Annotated in this window: 13 protein-coding genes; 5 read left to right on the top strand and 8 right to left on the bottom strand. The window is 64.1% G+C overall.

Annotated elements, in window-relative coordinates; translation table 11 throughout:
• Window positions 1-19 precede the first annotated feature (19 nt).
• The 5 genes from H5P29_RS21615 (at window position 20) to H5P29_RS21595 (ending at window position 13,521) form a co-directional block, all read left to right on the top strand.
• Window positions 20-592, top strand: a complete 573-nt coding sequence (locus H5P29_RS21615) for an NADPH-dependent FMN reductase (RefSeq protein WP_154385424.1) — start codon at window positions 20-22, stop codon at window positions 590-592.
• Window positions 593-942: 350 nt separating this feature from the next.
• Complete coding sequence (locus H5P29_RS21610; protein WP_154385423.1) at window positions 943-9,534, top strand: GH36-type glycosyl hydrolase domain-containing protein; 8,592 nt, start codon at window positions 943-945, stop codon at window positions 9,532-9,534.
• A 243-nt stretch (window positions 9,535-9,777) separates the two neighbouring features.
• Window positions 9,778-11,544 (top strand): glucan ABC transporter ATP-binding protein/ permease, encoded by a 1,767-nt coding sequence (locus tag H5P29_RS21605; RefSeq protein ID WP_067963229.1) that lies wholly within the window; start codon window positions 9,778-9,780, stop codon window positions 11,542-11,544.
• A 109-nt stretch (window positions 11,545-11,653) separates the two neighbouring features.
• Complete coding sequence (locus H5P29_RS21600; protein ID WP_067963225.1) at window positions 11,654-12,418, top strand: heme ABC transporter permease; 765 nt, start codon at window positions 11,654-11,656, stop codon at window positions 12,416-12,418.
• Between the two features lie 26 nt (window positions 12,419-12,444).
• Window positions 12,445-13,521 carry a nitronate monooxygenase family protein gene (locus tag H5P29_RS21595; RefSeq protein WP_154385422.1) on the top strand — a complete coding sequence of 359 codons (1,077 nt, stop codon included), beginning with the start codon at window positions 12,445-12,447 and terminating at the stop codon, window positions 13,519-13,521.
• Between the two features lie 77 nt (window positions 13,522-13,598).
• Here H5P29_RS21595 and H5P29_RS21590 read toward each other — a convergent pair whose 3' ends face one another.
• The 8 genes from H5P29_RS21590 to H5P29_RS21555 form a co-directional block, all read right to left on the bottom strand.
• Window positions 13,599-13,889, bottom strand: a complete 291-nt coding sequence (locus tag H5P29_RS21590) for a hypothetical protein (RefSeq protein ID WP_154385421.1) — start codon at window positions 13,887-13,889, stop codon at window positions 13,599-13,601.
• A gap of 67 nt (window positions 13,890-13,956) precedes the next feature.
• Window positions 13,957-15,450, bottom strand: a complete 1,494-nt coding sequence (gene glpK / locus H5P29_RS21585) for a glycerol kinase GlpK (protein ID WP_154385420.1) — start codon at window positions 15,448-15,450, stop codon at window positions 13,957-13,959.
• 91 nt (window positions 15,451-15,541) lie between these two features.
• Window positions 15,542-17,266, bottom strand: a complete 1,725-nt coding sequence (locus H5P29_RS21580; RefSeq protein ID WP_115732542.1) for an ABC transporter substrate-binding protein — start codon at window positions 17,264-17,266, stop codon at window positions 15,542-15,544.
• A gap of 74 nt (window positions 17,267-17,340) precedes the next feature.
• Window positions 17,341-17,622, bottom strand: coding sequence for a DUF2160 domain-containing protein (locus tag H5P29_RS21575; RefSeq protein WP_154385419.1), 282 nt, complete (start codon window positions 17,620-17,622; stop codon window positions 17,341-17,343).
• Between the two features lie 13 nt (window positions 17,623-17,635).
• Complete coding sequence (locus H5P29_RS21570) at window positions 17,636-18,454, bottom strand: carbohydrate ABC transporter permease (RefSeq protein WP_115733878.1); 819 nt, start codon at window positions 18,452-18,454, stop codon at window positions 17,636-17,638.
• Window positions 18,455-18,572: 118 nt separating this feature from the next.
• On the bottom strand, window positions 18,573-19,439 hold the full coding sequence (locus H5P29_RS21565; RefSeq protein ID WP_067963210.1) for a carbohydrate ABC transporter permease: 867 nt from the start codon (window positions 19,437-19,439) through the stop codon (window positions 18,573-18,575).
• A 3-nt stretch (window positions 19,440-19,442) separates the two neighbouring features.
• Entirely contained in the window at window positions 19,443-20,510 is a 1,068-nt protein-coding gene (locus H5P29_RS21560; RefSeq protein WP_067963207.1) for an ABC transporter ATP-binding protein, read from the bottom strand.
• A gap of 9 nt (window positions 20,511-20,519) precedes the next feature.
• Window positions 20,520-21,602, bottom strand: coding sequence for an ABC transporter ATP-binding protein (locus H5P29_RS21555; protein WP_067963204.1), 1,083 nt, complete (start codon window positions 21,600-21,602; stop codon window positions 20,520-20,522).
• Window positions 21,603-21,631: the final 29 nt, after the last annotated feature.

Genomic DNA, 21,631 nt, shown 5'->3' with positions numbered 1-21,631 from the left:
GCGCAGTGGAGTATGTGCCATGGACACCTACAAGGTCGGCTATTTCGTCGGCAGCCTTGCCACAGCGTCGATCAACCGCAAGCTCGCCAAGGCGCTGGTCCGGCTCGCGCCCAAGCACCTCGAGATGGAAGAGATCCAGTTTCGCGACCTGCCGCTCTACAGCTATGACTACGACGCCGACTTTCCGCCGCCGGCGCGCGCCTTCAAGAAGGCACTGGCCGGCGTCGATGCCGTGCTGTTTGTCACGCCCGAATACAACCGCTCGATCCCCGGCGGCCTCAAGAACGCCATCGACTGGGCGAGCCGGCCTTACGGCACCAATTCCTTCACCCGCAAACCGTCTGCTGTCATCGGCACCTCGCCCGGCGCGATCGGCACCGCTGTCGCCCAGCAAAGCCTGCGCAGCGTGCTGAGTTTCTGCAACTCGCCGCAGATGAACGCGCCCGAAGCCTACATCCAGTTCAAGCCAGGACTGATCACCGACGAGGGCGAGGTGACAAATGAAGGCACCGCCGAATTCCTCAAGAACTACATGGCCGAATTCCATGCCTTCGTGGTCAGGGTCTACACCGTGTTGCCCCGCGGCGGCTGAGTGGCGGCTGAGCGGTTCGAAGCCCGTTTGGCCACGGTGGTGGCCTGAAATTCGGCTGAAGAAATGCCGGTGTTGCGAAGGTTGACGCGCAGCGCCTGAAATATGGCAAAGATTCATCATGCGAACACGAAAAAGCCCCAATCCTTGCGTTCCGCTCGCGGCCCTGCACTGCTATGAGGCGCGGAGGGAGATTGGCGGCGCCGACGCCATATTTTCACTCCATCCAGGTGCAAGAGCGCTCAATCGACCTGTTGGTTGCATGCAACCAATTCTTGTTTGAAACGGTTTATGTGGCAGGTCCGCGACGCCGGCAGGCGCTGCGGACTTTCTGTCAAACGGAAATGCTGTAGATGAATATTCAGACCGACCCGCGCCGGATCAAAGACGTAGTGCCGAGTTTTCCGGCCGTGGCCGAACAGCCGATCAGGGCGACGGTGCTGCATGAGGACCGGCTGCGCGCGACGGGCGAGAGCATGGCCCGCAAGGAGCTGCGCTCCTATTTCGGTCTCGAAGCCTTCGACTTCCACGCCCGCATCCGCGAGAGCGCCAAGAAGATCCTCCAGGTCTATCGCGACACCAATGCCGCGCAGGGCAGGGGCGAGCCGATCACGCCGGCGGCGCAATGGCTGCTCGACAACAACTATCTGGTCGAAGAGACCATCTACCAGGTCAAGCGCGACCTGCCCAAGCGCTTCTACCGCGAATTGCCGACGATCGATCTCGGCAACGGCCAGTTGGTGCCGCGCGCGCTGGCCATCGCCTGGGTCTATGTCGCCCATTCCGACAGCACCGTTTCGGCGCATATGTTCAAGGCGATCGTCGAGGGTTACCAGGCCGTCGAGCCGCTGCATATCGGCGAGCTCTGGGCGCTGCCGTCGCTGCTGCGTTTCGTTCTGGTCGAGAATCTGCGCCGCATCGCCGTCCGCGTGAACCGCGCCCGCGAAATGCGCGCAATCGCCAACGACGTCGCCGACCGCCTGCAGAGCGTGCAGGAGCAGGACGACGGCCTGGCCCTGCTCAGGGCCTATGCTGCCCACGCCCGCGACACGACCTTTGCGACGCAGTTGCTCTATCGCTTGCGCGACGGTTCGCAGAACGCCGGCAAGGCGTTGATCTGGCTTGAGAACGAGCTCGAGAAGTCGGGCAGCGACGCCGAAGAGATCATCATCGGCGAGCACCACACGTTGTCTTCCGGCAACGTCACGACCGGCAACATCATTCGTGGCCTGCGCCTGATCAATGACCAGGACTGGACGGTCTGGTTCGAGGATGTCAGCCGCGTCGACACGCTGCTGCGCGAGCGCACCAATTTTGCCGAACTCGACTTCGCCTCGCGCGACCAGTATCGCACCGCGATCGAGGAACTGGCGCGTCACTCCAAGCTGTCGGAATTCCAGGTCGCCGAACAGGCGACCGCCTTTGCAAGCAAGGAAGTCGCCGAACAGGCGACCGATTTTGCGCTCAAGGAAGCGCCTGCTTCATCAGAGGATCCTTCGGGTCTGCAGAAGGAACGCTCTGACGTCGGTTTCTTCCTCGTCGGTCCGCGCCGGCAGGAGCTGGAACAGTCGATCGGTTACCGCCCGACCATCGGACGCATCGTCAACCGCGCCTTCCGCAAGACCAACTGGCTCGGCATTGCCCTCCCGGTCTTTGCCCTGACCGTTCTACTGCTTCTGCTGGCTGGTAACGCGCTGGCTGCGCTGGGCCTGCCGACGGCGGCGGTGGTGGTGATGCTGGTGCTGTTTTCGGTTCCGGCCAGCGAGGGTGCGCTCGCCTTCTTCAACACCATCGTGCTGAAGTTTCTCGAGCCGACCCGCCTGATCGGCTACGAGTTCAAGGACGGGGTGCCGGCGGAAGCCCGGACATTGGTGGTGGTGCCGTCGCTGATCGGCTCGCGCGACGATGTCGAGGAGAACATCCGCAACATCGAGATCCATCACCTCGCCAACATGACGGGCGAGATCCATTTCGCCGTGCTCTCCGATTGGCCCGACAGCCAGGCCGAAATCTCCGTCGGCGACCGCGAGATCTATGACTATGCCCGTCGCGAGATCGCCAGGCTCAACCAGCGTTATCCCAGCGAGGGTGCTGCGCGTTTCTACCTGCTGCACCGTCGCCGGCTGTTCAACCCGTCGCAGGGCTGCTGGATGGGCTGGGAGCGCAAGCGTGGCAAGCTGCACGAGCTGAACCTTTTGCTGCGCGGCGACGCCGACACCACCTTCCTGCCGACCGATACGCCGCTGCCTGACAATGTCGTTCACGTCGTCACCCTCGACGCCGACACGCGCATGACGCGCGGCGTCGTCACCAAGCTGGTCGGCAAGATGTGCCACCCGCTCAACCGGCCGGAGTTCGACGCAGAGAAGCGCCTGGTGACCTCAGGCTACGCCATCCTGCAGCCGCGCGTGACGCCGTCGCTGACGACGGGCGACGAAGCCTCGTTCTTCCAGCGCGTGTTTTCAGCCCATCGCGGCCTCGACCCTTACGTCTTTGCCGTGTCCGATCTCTACCAGGACGTCTTCGGCGAAGGCACCTTCACCGGCAAGGGCCTCTACCATGTCGACGCGATGGAAGCCGCGCTCAAGGGGCGCATCGCCGAAAACACCATCCTGTCCCACGATTTGCTCGAAGGCGCGCTCGCCCGCTCGGCACTGGTCACCGACGTCGAGGTGGTCGAGGACTATCCGACCCGCTACTCGGTCGACGCTTCGCGCCAGCATCGCTGGGCGCGTGGCGACTGGCAGCTGCTCGGCTACATCTTCGACCCGAAGTCGGGCGTGCCGGCGCTGTCGCGCTGGAAGATGGTCGACAATCTCAGGCGCTCGCTGACGCCGATCTTCTGGGTCATGGCGGCGATTGCCGGCTGGACGCTGCTGCCCTTCACCCAGGCCGCGCAATGGCAGGCGCTGCTGATCCTCAGCCTGTTCATGGCGCCGACCTTCGACATCATCGACGCAATCCTGCCCAAGAACCGCGAAGCGACCCCGCGCGGCCATTTCAGCGCGCTCGGCCGCGACCTTGCCTTCGGCACCGCGATGGTGGCGCTCAAGGTCGTGTTGATGGCGCATCTGGCCTGGATGATGGGCGATGCGATCATCCGCACGCTCTATCGCCTGTTCGTCAGCCGCGAGAACCTTCTGGAATGGCGCACCGCCTCGCAGGCGCACAAGTCGGGCGGCAACGACCTCGCTGCCTATTACCGCATGATGTATGGCGCGGTGATCATCGCCGCCGTCGGCCTGGTCCTGCCTGTGATGACGGATTCGACCGGCGCCTTCGTTGCCTTCGCCTTCGCCATCTTCTGGGCCGGTTCGCCGGCTTTTGCCTGGCTGATCAGCCGCTCGGCCGAAACCGAAGACCGGCTGCATGTCGCGCCCTGGGACGTCCACACCCTGCGCACCGTGGCACGCCGCACCTGGCACTATTTCGAGACCTTCGTCACGGCGGAGCAGAACTTCCTGCCGCCTGACAATTTCCAGGAAAACCCGACCGGCGTGATTGCCACGCGCACCTCGCCGACCAATATCGGCGTGTATTTGCTGTCGGTCGTCTCGGCCCGCGACTTCGGCTGGATCAGCCTGGCGGACGCGGTGTCGCGCATCGACGCCACCGTCTCGACCATCGAAAAGATGGAGCGCTACCGCGGCCATCTCTACAACTGGTACGACACGACAAACCTCAGGCCGCTCTATCCGCTCTATGTCTCGAGTGTCGACAGCGGCAATCTCGCCGGCCATCTCGTGGCGGTTGCCGCCGCCTGTTCGGAATGGGCCGAGGCGCCCTCGGTCCATCTCCAGGGCGATTTCGAGGGCATTCTCGACATCGTTTCGATCATCGAGGAGAGCGTCGCCGACCTGCCTGACGACCGCCGCCAGCTGAGGCCGCTGCGCCAGCGCCTGATCGACCGCATCGACGGCATGCGCCGGGCCGTGGAAACCATCAAGTCGCAGCCGGAAATGGCCTCGATCCGCACCATCAACCTGGCCGTCTTGTCAGGCGAAATCCGCAAGCTGGCGGGCGCGATCCACACCGAAGCGGCCTCGACCAAGAGCGAAGTGCTTGCCGACTGGGCGAGGACGCTGGAAGTCACCTGCGAGGCGCATGTGCATGACGCGCACAGCGATGACCAGGCGGTCGCGGCCCTGCGCAGCAAGCTGATGGAACTGCGCGAACGCACCCGCAAATTCGCCTTCGAGATGAATTTCTCGTTCCTGATGCGCAACGAGCGCAAGCTTCTGTCCATCGGCTACCGCGTCGAGGAGCACCAGCTCGACGAAAGCTGCTACGACCTGCTTGCCTCCGAAGCACGGCTGACCAGCCTGTTCGGCATCGCCAAGGGCGACATCTCGACCGAGCATTGGTTCCGCCTCGGCCGTCCGATCGTCGAGATCGGCTTCCAGGGCGCGCTGATGTCGTGGTCGGGCTCGATGTTCGAGTATCTGATGCCGCCGCTGGTGATGAAGGAGCCGCAGGGCGGCATCCTCAACCAGACCAACAAGCTGATCGTCCACCGGCAGATCCAGTATGGCCGCTCGAAAGGCATTCCGTGGGGCATCTCGGAGGCTGCCTATAACGGCCGCGACCGCGAACTGACCTACCAGTACACCAATTTCGGCGTGCCGGGGCTCGGCCTCAAGCGCGGCCTTGGCCAGAACACCGTCATCGCGCCTTATGCGACCGTGCTGGCGGCACAGTTTCTGCCAAGCGAGGCGACGGCCAATCTCAGGCGCCTGCGCAAGCTCGGCGCGCTTGGCCGCTACGGCTATTACGACGCCGTCGACTACACGCCGCAGCGTGTGCCCGAAGGCACCGACCACGCCGTCGTCTACAACTACATGGCCCATCACCAGGGCATGTCGATCGTGGCGATTGCCAATGCGATTTTCGAAGGCCGCATGCGCGACCGCTTCCACAGCGATCCGGTGATCGAGGCGGCCGAACTGCTGCTGCAGGAAAAGGCGCCGCGCGACATTCCCGTCGCCACCGTCCGCACCGAGGTGGCCGAACACACCAAGGACGAGACCGCCGATCACAGCGCCGATACGCGCCTGGTGCTCAATCCGATGCGCGCCCTGCGGTCGACCAACCTGATGTCAAATGGCCGCTACTCGGTCATGGTCACGGCGACAGGCTCGGGCTACAGCCGCTGGAACGACATGGCGATCACGCGCTGGCAGCCGGATCCGACCGAGGATCGGCTTGGCACCTATCTGTTCCTGCGCGACACCGAAACCGGCGACTGGTGGTCGGCGACATCGGAGCCGAAGCGCGCCACCGGTGAGCAGACCCAGACCCTGTTCTGCGACGACAAGGCGAGCTTCATCAAGACGGTCGGCACGCTGCGCAGCGAGGTCGAATGCATCGTCGTCTCCGAAGGCAATGGCGAGGCCCGCAAGGTCACCATCTGGAACGACGCTGCCGTCGACCGCCACATCGAGGTGACGTCGTTTGCCGAGCTGGTGCTGGCGCCCGAGGCCAATGACAACGCCCATCCGGCGTTCTCCAAGATGTTCGTCGAGACCGAGATCACCCACAATGGCAGCGCCATCCTGGCGACGCGGCGCACCCGCGCCGCCAACGAGCCTTCGGTCGTCGCGGCGCATTTCGTCACCGACCAGTCGGGCTTCGTGCGCGACACCGAGGCCGAGACCGACCGCCGCGCCTTCATCGGCCGTGGCCGCACCATATCAGATCCGGCGGCGTTCGATCCGGGCGCCAAGCTTTCGGGCAGCGCCGGCTTCACGCTCGATCCGGTGGCGGCCCTGCGCCGCCGCGTCCGCGTGCCGGCCAACAAGAAGGTGACGCTGACCTATTGGACCATCGTCGGCTCGACCCGCGAAGAGGTCGAAGAGACTGTCGCCAAGCTCGACCACCCCGAAGGCTTCCAGCGCCAGGCCATGCTGTCCTGGACCCGCTCGCAGGTGCAAACGCGCCATCTCGGCCTCAACCTGGCTGACGCCGCAAACGTCCAGAAGCTGGCCCGCTTCCTGATCTATCCCGATCCGTTCCTGCGCCTGTCGGCGGATGCCATCGCCTCCGGCCTCGGCCGACAGTCGGCGCTGTGGCCGATGGCGATCTCGGGCGACTTCCCGATCCTGGCGATCCGGATCGGCGACGTCGCCGATATCGAGATCGTCGCCCAGGCGCTGCGCTTCCAGGAATATATGCGCGCCCGCGGCCTCGTCGCCGATCTCGTCATCGTCAACGAGCAGGCCTCGTCCTATGTCCAGGACCTGCAGCAGGCGATCGAGCATCTGTGCGAGAACAGCCGCCTGCGCGGCAAGGAACTCGGACCACGCCAGCATATCTTCGCGGTTCGCCGCGACCTGATGGACGAGGCATCCTACCGCACGCTGCTGGCCGTCGCGCGTGTCTGCCTGCACACCCGCAACGGCACGATCTTTGACCAGATCGAGCGCGCCGAGGCGGCAGCGCTTGCCGCCCGCGACGCATTGACCGCCGCCCAGGCGACCGACCGGCCGGAAACCTCGGCACTGCAGACCTCGCCGTCGCGCAGCGCCCGCAAGAGCGGCGGCGACGGCCTGTCCTACTGGAACGGTTTCGGCGGCTTCGACGCCAATGGCCGGGACTATGTCGTGCGCCTCAATGGCGCCCGGTCGACGCCGCAGCCCTGGATCAACGTCATCGCCAATGGCGGTTTCGGCTTCCACGCTTCGGCGGAAGGCGCTGCCTTCACCTGGAGCCGCAACAGCCGCGACTACCAGCTGACGCCATGGTCGAACGATCCGGTCACCAACCGGCCGGGCGAGGCGATCTATGTCTTCGATCGCGCCAGCGGCAGGACCTGTTCGCCGATTGCAGCGGTGGCGCGTGACGCGGGCGCAAGCTACGAAGCCCGTCACGGCCAGGGCTTCTCGACCTTCCGCTCCAAGCGCGGCACTTTGGCCACCGAACTGACGCATCTCGTCGATCCGAACGATCCGGTGCGCATTTCCAGGCTGAAGATCGAGAACTCCGGCGCGGTGCCGGCCAAGCTCAAGGTCTACGCCTACGCCGAGTGGGTGCTGGGCAACAGTCGGGCCAGGACTGCGCCCAACATCGTGCCGTCGCTCGACGAGGCGACGGGCGCGCTGTTCGCCCGCAACAGCTACGGCCTCGATTTCGGCGAGCGTGTCGCCTTCATGGCGATGGACGGCAAGACCAACTCGGTCACCTCGGATCGCCACGAGTTCATCGGCTTGGGCGGCACCGTCGAGGCGCCGCGCGCCGTGACCCTCGGCGCCGATCTGACCGGACGCGTCGAGGCGGGTGTCGATCCCTGTGCTGCGATCTCGAGGGATGTCGAGGTGCCTGCCGGTGGCTCGATCTCCCTGCTCTGGCTGCTCGGCGATGCCGGTTCGGACGAGGAGGCGAGCGCGCTGGTCGCCCGCCATCTCAAGGTCGATTTCGAACAGAGGCTGGCCGACAACGAGCGGAACTGGCGTTCGTTCCTCGGCACCATCGAGGTCGAGACGCCCGACAAGGCGCTCGACGCCATGGTCAACAACTGGCTGCCTTACCAGAGCCTGGCCTGCCGCATCCGTGCACGCTCGGCCTTCTACCAGGCCAGCGGCGCCTTCGGCTTCCGCGACCAGCTGCAGGACACGCTGGCGCTCCTGATGCACGACGCAAGCCTTGCCCGTGCGCAGATCCTGAACGCCGCCGGCCGGCAGTTTGCCGAAGGCGACGTGCAGCATTGGTGGCTGCCGCGCACCGGCGCCGGCGTGCGCACCATGATCTCCGACGACGTCGTCTGGCTGGCGAGTGCCACCGCGCGCTATGTCACGGTGACCGGCGATGCGGCGATCCTCAACGAGCAACTGCCCTTCATCGAAGGTCAGCAGCTCAACCCGGGCGAGCACGATGCGTTCTTCACGCCGGAGCAGTCCAAGAAGAAGGCCTCGCTCTACGAGCACTGTGCCCGCGCGCTCGACCTCGCCATCAAGCGGACGGCCAAGAACGGCCTGCCGCTGATCCTCGGCGGCGACTGGAACGACGGCATGAACCGCGTCGGCGAGGAGGGCAAGGGCGACAGCGTCTGGCTCGGCTGGTTCCTGCTGCGGACGCTGGGAGAGTTCGCCCCGCTGGCCAAGGCCGAGGGCGATTCAAAACGCGCCAACGCCTGGGACAAGCATGCCACGGCATTGAAGCGCGCGCTGGAGAATGCGGCCTGGGATGGTGAGTGGTATCGCCGCGGCAGCTTCGACGACGGCACGCCGCTCGGCTCGCGCAACTCCGATGAATGCAAGATCGACTCGATCGCACAGTCGTGGAGCGTCATTTCGGGCGAGGGCGATCCGGCACGTTCGCGCACGGCGATGGCACAGGCGACCAAAATGCTGGTCGATGACGAGCTGAAGCTGATCAAGCTGTTCACCCCGCCATTTTCCGAAACCGACAAGGAGCCGGGCTACATCAAGTCCTATCCGCCTGGCGTGCGGGAAAATGGCGGTCAGTACACCCATGCCGCGACCTGGTTTGTCATTGCCTTGGCGGAAATGGGGCAGGTCGACGAGGCCTATCGCTGCTTCTCGATGCTCAACCCGGTCAACCATGCGCTCGACGAGGCGGCGGCCGAGACCTACAGGGTCGAACCCTATGTGGTGGCAGCCGACGTCTATGCCGACGCCTCCAAGGCGGGCCGCGGCGGCTGGACCTGGTACACAGGTTCGGCAGGCTGGCTCTATCGCGCGGCGGTCGAAAGCATCCTCGGCATCAGCCAGCGTGGCAACAGGCTCGTCGTGGCACCAGCCATTCCCAGGCATTGGGAAGGTTATTCGGCGACGCTCCGTTTGGGTGGTGCCGTCTACAGGTTGCGTGTGGTGAGGGACAAAGCCGCTAAAGCTGCGAAAGCAGAAGTCGATGGCGTGAAGGGCAAGGACGCGTCCTTTGCCATGCGCGACAGCGGCGAAGTCGACGTTGTGATCCGCATCCCGGCCTAGCCGGGATGCCCCTGCGTCAACTTGGTTGCCGGCTTTGTCATCATTTTGCCGCAACGATGCCTTTTTTCGTTAAATCTCAATTCCTTATCGGATCACAGCAGATTACCGGCCGTAGCCATGTGTTGTTCGATTTTTTTGAACGGAGCGGCTATCTGCGCATTGTCTTGCGGACCCATGACCGCTATTTGTCGGCTATGGTGCAGTGCACAATAAAGGGACGAACGGGACTCAAGGGGTACCAAAGTGTCGTTGCTTGAAGTTTATTGGAGAGCCCTCCGCTATCTTGCCGCCGACGGCAAGAAGGTCGGGCTGATTTGCGCAGCCAACGTCGTGTTGGCAATCGTGACCATTGCTGAACCGATCCTGTTCGGGCGTATCATCGATGCCATCGCTGGAAAGACGGAAGTCGTTCCGACAATGGCGCTGTGGGCGAGCTTCGGCGCGTTCAACATCGTCGCCTTCGTTCTGGTCGCACGCGGCGCCGACCGCCTGGCGCATGCGCGCCGCGGCGAGGTGCTGTGCCAGTCGTTCGAACGCGTCATCACCATGCCACTGGCCTGGCACCAGCAGCGCGGCACGTCGCATTCGCTGCACACCTTGCTGCGCGCGGTCGAAGCGCTGTTCAGCCTGTGGCTCGAATTCATGCGCACCCATCTGTCGACGGCGGTGGCGCTGGCGCTGCTGATCCCGACTGCCTTTTCGCTCGACGTCCGCATGTCGCTGGTGCTGATCGTGCTTGGCGCGCTGTATCTCGCCATCGGCCGGCTCGTCATGCGCAAGACCAAGGAGGGCCAGGCCTCCGTCGAGCGCCACTATCACAAGGTTTTCTCCCACGTCTCGGACTCGGTCAGCAACGTCGCCGTGCTGCAGAGCTACAACCGCGTCGGCCAGGAAACGGAATCGCTGCGTGCCTATGTGAAGGCATTGATCACCACGCAGAACCCGGTGCTCGACTGGTGGGCGCTGGCATCCGCCATGCACCGCCTGGCCTCGACGATCTCGATGATGGTGGTGCTTCTGATCGGCGCCTATCTGGTCAGCAAGGGCCAGCTGCGCATCGGCGACATCGTTGCCTTCACCGGCTTCGCCGCCCTGCTGATCAGCCGCCTCGACCAGGTTTCGAACTTCGCCAACCAGATCTTCGACGCCCGTTCGAAGCTGGAGGAGTTCTATCGCCTCGAGGACGCCGCCGGCGAGAACCGCGAGCCGGAAGGCCTGCGTGAGCTCGACAACGTCACCGGCCACGTCCGTTTCGAAAACGTCAGCTTCGAGTTCCCCAATTCGGGGCAGGGCGTCACCGACGTCTCCTTCGAAGTGCGCGCCGGCCAGACCATCGCCATCGTCGGCCCGACCGGTGCCGGCAAGACGACGCTGATCAACCTGCTGCAGCGCGTGCACACGCCCCAGCATGGCCGCATCCTGATCGACGGCATCGACACCCGCACCGTGACCAAGAAGTCGCTGCGCCACTCGATCGCCACCGTCTTCCAGGACGCCGGCCTGCTAAACCGCTCGATCGAGGACAACATCCGCGTCGGCCGCGCTGGTGCGAGCTACGAGGAAGTGCATGCTGCAGCGACCGCGGCTGCGGCGCAGGACTTCATCCTGTCCAAGAGCGAAGGCTACGACACCAATGTCGGCGAGCGTGGCGGCCAGCTGTCCGGCGGCGAGCGCCAGCGCATCGCAATTGCCCGCGCCATCCTCAAAAGCGCGCCGATCCTGGTGCTCGACGAGGCGACGAGCGCCCTCGACGTCGAGACCGAGAACCGGGTCAAGGACGCCATCGACATGCTGCGCGACGGCCGCACCACCTTCATCATCGCGCATCGCCTCAGCACTGTCCGCGACGCCGACCTTGTGGTGTTCATGGATCGCGGCCATGTCGTCGAGATGGGCGGCTTCAACGAGCTGTCGACCCGCAATGGCCGCTTCGCCGCCCTGCTGCGCGCCGGCGGCCTGCTCAATGATGAGGAAGTCCGCCGCGTCACCCATGTCGAGGCCGCGGCCTAGTCCATCATCGTCATACGGATCCGGACGGGGCGCCTTGGCGCCCCGTTTGCGTTTGCCCGCGACGCCGGAACAGATTGCGAAGACGCACGCCCAAGGCTATTTAGCGTCCATGACACAGACGACCTCGCAGGCCTGGCGTTTCAGCGACCTCGCCAATCCGACCCGCTTCATCTCGCTGGTCGACAAGATCGTGCCCTGGCTCGGCGGCGCCTCAGTATTGGTGCTGGCGACCGGGCTTTATCTCGGCTTTGCCGCGCCGGCCGATTTCCAGCAGGGCATCACCGTTCGCATCATGTATATCCACGTGCCTTTCGCCTGGCTCGCCATGATGTGTTATTCGGTCATGGCCATCGCGGCGCTCGGCACGCTGGTCTGGCGTCATCCGCTCGCCGATGTCGCGCTCAAGTCGGCCGCACCGGTCGGCGCCGTGTTCACCGCGCTCGCATTGCTCACCGGCTCGATCTGGGGCAAGCCGATGTGGGGCACCTGGTGGGTGTGGGACGCCCGGCTGACCTCGGTCTTCGTGCTGTTTTTGATGTATCTCGGCATCATCGCGCTGACCCGCGCGCTCGACGACCCCGCGCGTTCGGCGCGTGCTGCCGCCGTCATCACGCTTGTCGGCTTCATCAACATTCCGATCATCAAGTTTTCGGTCGAATGGTGGAACACGCTGCACCAGCCGGCCTCGGTGTTCCGCATGGACGGCCCGACCATCGATCCGAGCATGCTCTGGCCCCTCATGACCATGGCGCTTGGCTTTACCCTTCTGTTCTTCACTCTGCATCTAATGGCGATGCGCACTGAGATCTGGCGCCGCCGTGTCACAGCCATGCGCCAGATTGCCGCCCGGAGGGCCGAGCGCCAGCAGGCCTGACGACCCCTTGAAGGAAGGAAGAAATCATGTGGCCCGATCGGCGAATTCTTGATCTTCTGGGCCTCGAGCTTCCGATCTTTCAGGCGCCGATGGCCGGGCCTGTCGATTCCGAAATGGTGATCGCGGTCTCCGAGGCAGGCGGCCTCGGCGGCCTGCCTTGCGCGCTGATGACGCCTGAGAAGACGCGGACCGAACTCGGCATCATCCGGCAGCGCACCTCGAAGCCGATCAACGTCAATTTCTTCTGCCACAAGCAGCCCGAAGACGACCTTGCCCGCGAAGCCGCGTGGAAACAGCGGCTCGCGCCCTATTATGTCGAGCTCGGCCTCGACCCCACGGCCCCTGCGCCGCGTTCGGCGCGTGCGCCTTTCGACGAGACCTTCTGCGACATCGTCGAAGAGTTCCGGCCGGAGGTGGTGAGTTTCCATTTCGGCCTGCCTGATGCCGCCTTGCTCGGGCGCGTCAAGGCGACGGGCGCCAAGGTGCTGTCGTCGGCGACCACGGCCGACGAGGCGGTGTGGCTCGAGGCGCGGGGCTGCGATGCGATCATCGCGCAAGGTGCCGAGGCCGGCGGTCATCGCGGCATCTTCCTGACCGACGACGTCGCCAACCAGCCCGGCACCTTCGCTCTGGTGCCGCAGGTGGTCGATGCGGTCAAAGTGCCCGTCATCGCCACCGGCGGCATATCCGACGCGCGTGGCATCGTCGCTGCCTTCGCGCTTGGCGCCTCCGCTGTGCAGGTCGGCACCGCCTATCTGTTCTGCCCCGAGGCCAAGGTGGCAGCACCGCACAAGGCGGCATTGCGTTCGGCCAAGGACGACCACACCGCGCTGACCAATCTGTTCACCGGCCGGCCGGCGCGCGGCATCGTCAACCGCATCATGCGCGAGATCGGCCCGCTGTCTGAGGACGCGCCGGCATTCCCGCTGGCAGGCGGGGCACTGGCACCGCTGCGAGCGGCGTCGGAACCGAAAGGTTCGGGCGACTTCATGTCGCTGTGGTCGGGGCAGGCAGCAAGGCTTGGCCGCGACATGCCGGCGGCGGATCTTACGCGCGCCCTTGCCGCGGAAACACAGGCTCTGCTGTCGCGCTTCGGCCGATAGCGCAATTCGGGGAACGTGACGCTCCGCTCCCCAAAAAGCGAAGCCTTTTTTGGTTGGTGTCTCAGCGGAAAATCAAGCTACAGGCGTTTCAGGATCACGGATCGCTCTTCCCTGATGCCATCATCGACAGACGGGTCAGGAAATGCGACCACAAAAGCCTTGAGAAGAATGTCACCGTCTGGCTCGTTTAGCCATTCGGCGCTATCCCCGACGTCGAAGTAGACACCATCTTCCGAGAAGCCGAATGTTTCGCCGGCGAGGAAGGGTGCCCTCCGTCGAATTGCTGCGGCATGAACATCCCACGGAAAGGATGTAATGCGGTCGAAGCAGTCCTGTGTCTCTTTCGCAAGCCGTGCTGCTATGTCCATTGGTCCACGCCAAACGTCCTTCTGCCTCGCGCCGACAAACGACCAGCTATCGTCGCACTGAAGCGGATTACCTGGGCGTCAGCGTCCGCCGCACGGCGTCGTGCCAGCCTTTCAGCTTGGCCTTGCGCAGCGCAGGTTCCATCGCCGGCTTGAACTGGCGGTCGAGCGCCCAGCCCTTGGCGAACTGTTTGGCCTTCGGCCAGACGCCGGCGCGCGAGCCGGCGAGCCAGGCAGCACCGAGTGCCGTGGTCTCGAGCACCGTCGGCCGGTCGACCGGCGCGTCCAGGATGTCGGCCAGGCGCTGCATCGTCCAGTCGGAGGCGACCATGCCGCCGTCGACGCGCAGCACGGTCTTGCCGTTGCCGCCCTTCCAGTCCTTCTTCATCGCGTCAAGCAGGTCTCGGGTCTGGTAGGCGACGGATTCGAGCGCTGCACGGGCAAACTCCGCCGGCCCGGTGTTGCGGGTGAGGCCGTAAATGGCGCCGCGCGCTTCGGCATCCCAATGCGGCGCACCGAGCCCGACAAAGGCCGGCACGAGATAGACGTCCTGGCTGTCGTCGGCGTCGGCCGCCAGCTTGCCGCTTTGTTCGGCCTTGCCGATCACCTTGATGCCGTCGCGCAGCCACTGCACGGCAGCACCGGCAACGAAGATCGAGCCTTCCAGCGCATAGGTGGTCTTGCCGTCGAGCCGATAGGCAATGGTGGTCAACAGCCGGTTCTTCGAACGCACCATGTCGCTGCCGGTGTTGAGGATGGCAAAGCAGCCGGTGCCATAGGTGGATTTCATCATGCCTGGTTCGAAACAGGCCTGGCCGATGGTCGCCGCCTGCTGGTCGCCGGCAACACCGAGGATCGGGATTGCCGCGCCGAACAGCGCCTTCTCGGTCACGCCGAAATCGGCGGCGCAATCCTTCACCTCGGGCAGCATGACGGCAGGGATTTTCAGAATGTCGAGCAGCTCGGCGTCCCAGTCGTTCTTTGCGATGTTGTAGACCAAAGTGCGCGAGGCGTTGGTGGCGTCGGTCGCATGCAGCTTGCCGCCGGTCAGGCGCCAGATCAGGAAGCTGTCGATGGTGCCGGCAAGCAGCTCGCCGCGCTCGGCCCGCTTGCGCGCGCCCTTCACCTTGTCGAGCAGCCAGGCGATCTTGGTGCCGGAGAAATAGGGGTCGAGCAGAAGCCCGGTCTTCCCGGTGAATTTCGGCTCCAGCCCCTGCTTCTTCAGCCTGGCGCAGAGCGGCGCGGTGCGGCGGTCCTGCCAGACGATGGCGTTGTGGATCGGCTTGCCTGTCGCCTTGTCCCAGATGACGACGGTTTCGCGCTGGTTGGTGATGCCGATGGCCGCAATGTCGGCGGCGTCCTTGCCTGCCTTCTTCAGTGCCGTCTTGCAGGTGGAAACGACGCTGTCCCAGATCTCTTCCGGGTCGTGCTCGACCCAGCCGGAGGCGGGAAAGTGCTGAGCGAATTCCTTCTGGCCGACACCTGCGACTTTCATCGCCGCGTCGAAGACGATGGCACGGCTGGATGTCGTGCCTTGATCGATCGCCAGAATGAAGCCGCTCATCTTGCCCTCCGCAGTCACTTGCATGAATAGGGGAGACGGCGCTGTGCCGCCTCCCCGGATAGTTGGCCGGGCGGATCAACCGCCCGAACGCTTACTTGCTCCAGCTCTTCACCAGCTCATCGTAGTTGATGGTGACAGGCTTTTCCTTCTCGTTTTCGATCTTCAGCTGCGGCGCGAGATTGCCGGCCTTGACCGCTTCGGCATTCCAGTAGGCGAGATCGTGCTCTTCCGCCATCTTCGGGCCGATGTCGCCCTGGATGCCGGCGCGTTCGAGGCGTTCGAGCACCTTTTCCTGCTCGGCGCACAGCGAGTCCATGGCTTCCTGGGCCGTCTTGGCGCCCGAGGACGCATCACCGATCGCCTGCCACCAGAGCTGAGCCAGCTTCGGATAGTCAGGCACGTTGGTGCCCGTCGGCGACCACTGAACGCGGGCCGGCGAACGGTAGAACTCGATCAGGCCACCGAGCTGCGGGGCACGGTCGGTGAAGCTCTTGTGGTCGAGCGTCGACTGGCGGATGAAGGTCAGGCCGACATGGCTCTTCTTCACGTCGACAGTCTTCGAGGTCACGAACTGCGCATAGAGCCATGCGGCCTTGGCGCGGTCGTCAGGCGTCGACTTCAGGATCGTCCACGAACCAACGTCCTGGTAGCCGAGCTTCATGCCGTCCTTCCAGTAGACGCCATGCGGCGAAGGGGCCATGCGCCACTTCGGCGTGCCGTCCTCGTTCATCACAGGCAGGCCGGGCTTGACCATGTCGGCGGTGAAGGCGGTGTACCAGAAGATCTGCTGGGCAATCGCGCCCTGGGCCGGCACCGGGCCGGACTCGGAGAAGGTCATGCCCTGGGCTTCCGGCGGCGCGTAAGCCTTCAGCCAGTCGAGATACTTGACGATCGAATAGACCGAGGCTGGTCCGTTGGTGTCGCCGCCGCGTGCGACGCAGGAGCCGACGGGCTGCGACTTTTCATTGACCTTGATGCCCCATTCATCGACCGGCAGGCCGTTCGGCAGGCCTTTGTCGCCGTTGCCGGCCATCGACAGCCAGGCGTCGGTGAAGCGCCAGCCGAGCGAGGGGTCCTTCTTGCCATAGTCCATGTGGCCATAGACCTTCTGGCCGTTGACGTCGCGGCCGGTGAAGAACTCGGCAATGTCCTCATAAGCCGACCAGTTGACCGGAACGCCCAGATCGTAGCCGTACTTCGCCTTGAAGTCGGCCTTGTTCTTCTCGTCGTTGAACCAGTCGTAGCGGAACCAGTAGAGGTTGGCGAACTGCTGGTCGGGAAGCTGGTAGAGCTTGCCGTCTGGCGCGGTCGTGAACTTGGTGCCGATGTAGTCGGCGATATCGAGGTTCGGATTGGTGACGTCCTTGCCCTCATTGGCCATCCAGTCGGTCAGGCTGCGTGCCTGCTGGTAGCGCCAATGCGTGCCGATCAGGTCGGAATCGTTGACATAGGCGTCATAGATGTTTTCGCCCGACTGCATCTGCGTCTGCAGCTTTTCGATGACGTCGCCTTCACCGATCAGGTCATGCGTGATCTTGATGCCGGTGATGTCGGAGAACGCCTTGGCGAGTGTCTTCGATTCATACTCATGGGTGGTGATGGTTTCCGAGACGACCTTGATTTCCATGCCGGCGAAAGGCTTCGCCGCATCGACGAACCACTGCATTTCGGCTTCCTGGCCGGCGCGGTCGAGCGCCGACATGTCCTTGATCTCGGCATCGAGGAAGGCTTTCGCCTCGTCCATGCCGGCAAAGGCGCTGCTTGATCCCAAAAGCAGGGCGATCACGCTTGTTGATGCTAGAATATGGCGTCGCATTAATTTCCTCCCAAACAAGGTTGCATTGCCATTTGGCTCCGCCGCGGGCTTGCGGCGGCCCAACATTTCCCCCTCTAGACGAAGCGGAATACGCCGATCGCGTAGACCACTGCGAGAGCGAGAGCCCACCACAGGTTGGGTCCGATCAGACCCAGCCATGCGAGATGAATGAAGGCGCTGCCGAGCAGCGAAACGAAAAGCCTGTCGCCCCGGGTCGTTTCGAAGCGGAGGATCCCGACGCGCGGATTGCCGCCCGGCGAGACATATTCCCACACGCCCATGCCTACGAGCATCAGGAAGATGGTGATGAAGAAGGCCGCTGTCGGCAGCGTCCAGGCCATCCATGAGAAGTCCATCACAAACGCTCCCTCAGACGCGGCCCAGGGCAAAGCCCTTGGCGATGTAGTTGCGGACGAACCAGATGACGAGCGCGCCCGGAATGATGGTCAGGACGCCGGCCGCGGCGAGCACGCCCCAGTCCATGCCCGAGGCCGAGACGGTGCGCGTCATGATGGCGGCGATCGGCTTGGCATCGGTTGTGGTCAAGGTGCGGGCGATCAGCAGTTCGACCCATGAGAACATGAAGCAGAAGAAGGCGGCGACCCCGATGCCGCTGGCGATCAGCGGAACGAAGATCTTCACGAAGAAGCGCGGGAACGAGTAGCCGTCGATATAGGCGGTCTCGTCGATCTCCTTCGGCACGCCCGACATGAAGCCTTCGAGGATCCACACCGCCAGCGGCACGTTGAACAGGCAGTGCGCCAGTGCGACGGCAATGTGGGTGTCGATCAGGCCGAAGGCCGAATAGAGCTGGAAGAAGGGCAGGGCGAACACCGCCGGCGGCGCCATGCGGTTGGTCAGCAGCCAGAAGAACAGGTGCTTGTCGCCCAGGAACCTGTAGCGCGAGAAGGCGTAAGCCGCGGGCAGGGCGACGGCGATCGAAATCACCGTGTTCATCACCACGTAGATGATCGAGTTGATGTAGCCCTTGTACCAGGACGGATCGGTGAAGATCACGCCGTAATTGCGCAGTGTCGGGTTCTGCGGCCAGAGCGAAAATGTGCCCAGGATCTCCTGGTTCGACTTAAAGCTCATATTGATCAGCCAGTAGATCGGCAGCATCAGGAAGATGATGTAGACCGTCGGCACCACCCACCAGAAGCGCGATTCCTCGCCGCGCCGCCGCATCCTGCGCGCCAGAGCCTCGTCTGGAGCACCGCTATGGACAACGCCCGTCGTGGTCCCGGCATTGCGCATCATCTTGTCCTTGTCGGTGTCCGCCACTGCTTGCCTTGTCCCCGCCATCTCACTTCTCCACGTCGTAATTTGTCATGACGGTGTAGAAGACCCATGACAGCAGCAGCACGATAAGGAAGTAGATGATCGACATCGCCGCCGCCGGGCCGAGGTCGAACTGGCCGACAGCCATCTTGACGAGGTCGATCGACAGGAAGGTCGTGGAATTGCCGGGGCCACCGCCGGTGACGACGAAGGGTTCGGTGTAGATCATGAAACTGTCCATGAAGCGCAGCAGCACGGCGATCAAAAGCACGCGCTGCATCTTGGGCAGTTGGATGTAGCGGAACACCGCCCAGCGCGAGGCGCCGTCGATCTTGGCCGCCTGGTAGAAGGCATCGGGGATCGACACCAGGCCGGCATAGCAGAGCAGCACGACAAGGCTGGTCCAGTGCCAGACATCCATGACGATGACCGTCACCCAGGCGTCGAACGGGTCGTTGACGTAGTTGTAGTCGAAGCCGAGCGCGTGCAGCGTGTAGCCGAGCAGGCCGATGTCGATGCGCCCGAAAACCTGCCAGATGGTGCCGACGACATTCCACGGAATGAGCAGCGGCAGCGCCATCAGCACCAGGCAGACGGGTACGCCCCAGCCTTTCCTCGGCATGTTGAGCGCAATGAAGATGCCGAGCGGAATCTGGATCGCCAGGATGATCGCCGAAAAGATCAGGTTACGGCCCATCGCCGCCCAGAAGCGGTCGGAGTGCAACATCTCCTCGAACCATTCGGCGCCGGCCCAGAAGAACTGGTTGCCGCCGAACGTGTCCTGCACCGAGTAATTGACCACTGTCATCAGCGGGATGACCGCCGAGAAGGCCACCAGCACCAGCACCGGCAGCACCATGAACCAGGCCTTGTTGTTCCAGGTCTTTTCCACGGGTTACGCTCCCATCTCGACGCGCCAGGACTTGTCGTAGAGGTTGATGCCGGCAGGATCGAAGCTGACATGCGGATCGGCCGGCACGTGATCGTCCTCGCCGAGGATCGCCGCGATCTCGCGGCCTTCGAGGCTGGCGCGCACCACCTTGTGGCGGCCGATATCCTCGACCTTGCGTATGGTGACGGGCATGCCCTTGGCGCCGAGCCTGACATATTCGGGCCGGATGCCGAGTTCGATGCTTGCGCCTTCGGCCTTGGGCGTGCCGGGCAGCTCGATGGTCTGGCCGCCGAGCCGGGCGCGCCGGCCTTCGACCGCCACCGGCATGACGTTCATGCCGGGCGAGCCGATGAAATAGCCGACGAAGGTGTGCTTGGGGCGCTCGAACAGCTCGGCCGGCGTGCCGATCTGGACGATCTCGCCGTCATACATCACCACCACCTTCTCGGCGAAGGTCAAAGCCTCCGTCTGGTCGTGGGTGACATAGATCATGGTGTAGCCGAAGCGCCGGTGAAGCTGCTTGAGCTGCGAGCGCAGCACCCATTTCATATGCGGGTCGATGACGGTCAGCGGCTCGTCGAACAGGATCGCATTGACGTCGGAGCGGACGAGGCCGCGGCCGAGCGAGATCTTCTGCTTCTGGTCGGCGGTGAGCCCCCGCGCCTTGCGTTTGGCCCAGCTGGCGAGGTCGATCATGTCGAGCGTCTCGCGCACCTTGCGGTCGACATCGGCTTCTCCGACGCCGCGGTTGCGCAGCGGGAAGGCGAGATTGTCGTAGACCGTCATGGTGTCGTAGATGACCGGGAACTGGAACACCTGGGCGATGTTGCGCTCCTGGGTGGACAGCCGGGTCACGTCCTTGCCGTCGAACAGAAGCTGGCCGTGCGAGGCATGCAGCAGGCCGGAAATGATGTTGAGCAGCGTGGTCTTGCCGCAGCCGGACGGGCCGAGCAGGGCATAGGCGCCGCCGTCCTCGAAGCCGTAATGGACTTCGCGCAGCGCATAGTCCTTGTCGGACTTCGGGTTGGCGCCATAGGCGTGGCGGATGTGGTTCAGGTCGATGCGTGCCATCTTCCCCTCCTATGCGGCGCGTGACGAGGGTGCGCCAGCGGCGCGACCGGTGGCATCGAAGACCATGACGTGGCGCGGATCGATGAACACCTCGATGGTCTCGTCCGGCTCGAACTGCCGGATGCCATGGGTCAGCATCACCCAGCGCGCGTCGGCGTAGTTGAGGTGGACAAAGCTCTCCGAGCCGGTGATCTCGGTGACCGACACCTTGGCCTTGACGCCGACGGCGTCGGTCGTGCGCTTCTCAAAAGAAAGATGGTGGGGCTGGAAGCCGATCGTATAGCTGGCGTCGGCAATGCCGGCGAGGTCCGCCGGCACCGGGAGGTCCACCCCACCATCAAGCTGGAAATTGCGGCCGCTCTTCTTCAACACGATGGTGTTGAGCGGCGGGTCGGCGAAGGTCCGCGCCGTGATCAGGTCGTCCGGCTTGCGGAACACCTCGATCGTCGGGCCGAACTGGGTGATGCGGCCTTCCGACAGCGTGGCGACATTGCCGCCAAGCAGAAGCGCTTCATGCGGCTCGGTCGTGGCATAGACGAAGATCGCGCCGGTTTCGGCGAAGATCCTCGGCAGTTCGGCGCGCAGTTCCTCGCGCAATTTGTAATCGAGATTGGCGAGCGGCTCGTCGAGCAGCACGAGCCGGGCATTCTTGACGATGGCACGGGCGAGCGCTGTGCGCTGCTGCTGGCCGCCCGACAGGTTGAGCGGGGTGCGGTCGAGATAGGGTGTCAGCTTGAGCAGGTCGGCGGCGCGCTTGACCTCCTGTTCGATCCTGGCCTTGTCGGCGCCGGCGACACGCAGCGGCGATGCGATGTTCTCATAGACCGTCATCGCCGGGTAGTTGATGAACTGCTGGTAGACCATGGCGATGTTGCGCTTCTGCACCGGCACGCCGGTGACGTCGACACCGTCGAACCAGACCGAGCCCGCGGTTGGCTTGTCGAGCCCGGCCATCAGCCGCATCAGGCTGGTCTTGCCCGACAGCGTCGGTCCCAGAAGGACATTGAGGCTGCCGTGCTGAAGCGCCAGCGAGACGTCGCGGATATGATCCGTGCCGGCCACCGTCTTGGTTACGTTGCGCAGTTCGAGCATAAATCCTCCTCCCAGAGGCAGATGCAGGC

The organism is Aminobacter sp. MDW-2 (assembly GCF_014250155.1).
GTDB lineage: Bacteria > Pseudomonadota > Alphaproteobacteria > Rhizobiales > Rhizobiaceae > Aminobacter > Aminobacter ciceronei.
Note: the sequence above shows the minus strand (reverse complement) of the source record. Positions and strands in the feature narration are given on the sequence as shown.

What these genes read in the sequence shown, in the direction of transcription:
- H5P29_RS21615 (WP_154385424.1), top strand. Translation starts at nt 20, where the DNA reads ATGGACACCTACAAGGTCGGCTATTTCGTCGGCAGCCTTGCCACAGCG.
- H5P29_RS21610 (WP_154385423.1), top strand. Translation starts at nt 943, where the DNA reads ATGAATATTCAGACCGACCCGCGCCGGATCAAAGACGTAGTGCCGAGT.
- H5P29_RS21600 (WP_067963225.1), top strand. Translation starts at nt 11,654, where the DNA reads ATGACACAGACGACCTCGCAGGCCTGGCGTTTCAGCGACCTCGCCAAT.
- H5P29_RS21595 (WP_154385422.1), top strand. Translation starts at nt 12,445, where the DNA reads ATGTGGCCCGATCGGCGAATTCTTGATCTTCTGGGCCTCGAGCTTCCG.
- H5P29_RS21590 (WP_154385421.1), bottom strand. Translation starts at nt 13,889, where the DNA reads ATGGACATAGCAGCACGGCTTGCGAAAGAGACACAGGACTGCTTCGAC.
- glpK (WP_154385420.1), bottom strand. Translation starts at nt 15,450, where the DNA reads ATGAGCGGCTTCATTCTGGCGATCGATCAAGGCACGACATCCAGCCGT.
- H5P29_RS21580 (WP_115732542.1), bottom strand. Translation starts at nt 17,266, where the DNA reads ATGCGACGCCATATTCTAGCATCAACAAGCGTGATCGCCCTGCTTTTG.
- H5P29_RS21575 (WP_154385419.1), bottom strand. Translation starts at nt 17,622, where the DNA reads ATGGACTTCTCATGGATGGCCTGGACGCTGCCGACAGCGGCCTTCTTC.
- H5P29_RS21570 (WP_115733878.1), bottom strand. Translation starts at nt 18,454, where the DNA reads ATGCGGCGGCGCGGCGAGGAATCGCGCTTCTGGTGGGTGGTGCCGACG.
- H5P29_RS21560 (WP_067963207.1), bottom strand. Translation starts at nt 20,510, where the DNA reads ATGGCACGCATCGACCTGAACCACATCCGCCACGCCTATGGCGCCAAC.
- H5P29_RS21555 (WP_067963204.1), bottom strand. Translation starts at nt 21,602, where the DNA reads ATGCTCGAACTGCGCAACGTAACCAAGACGGTGGCCGGCACGGATCAT.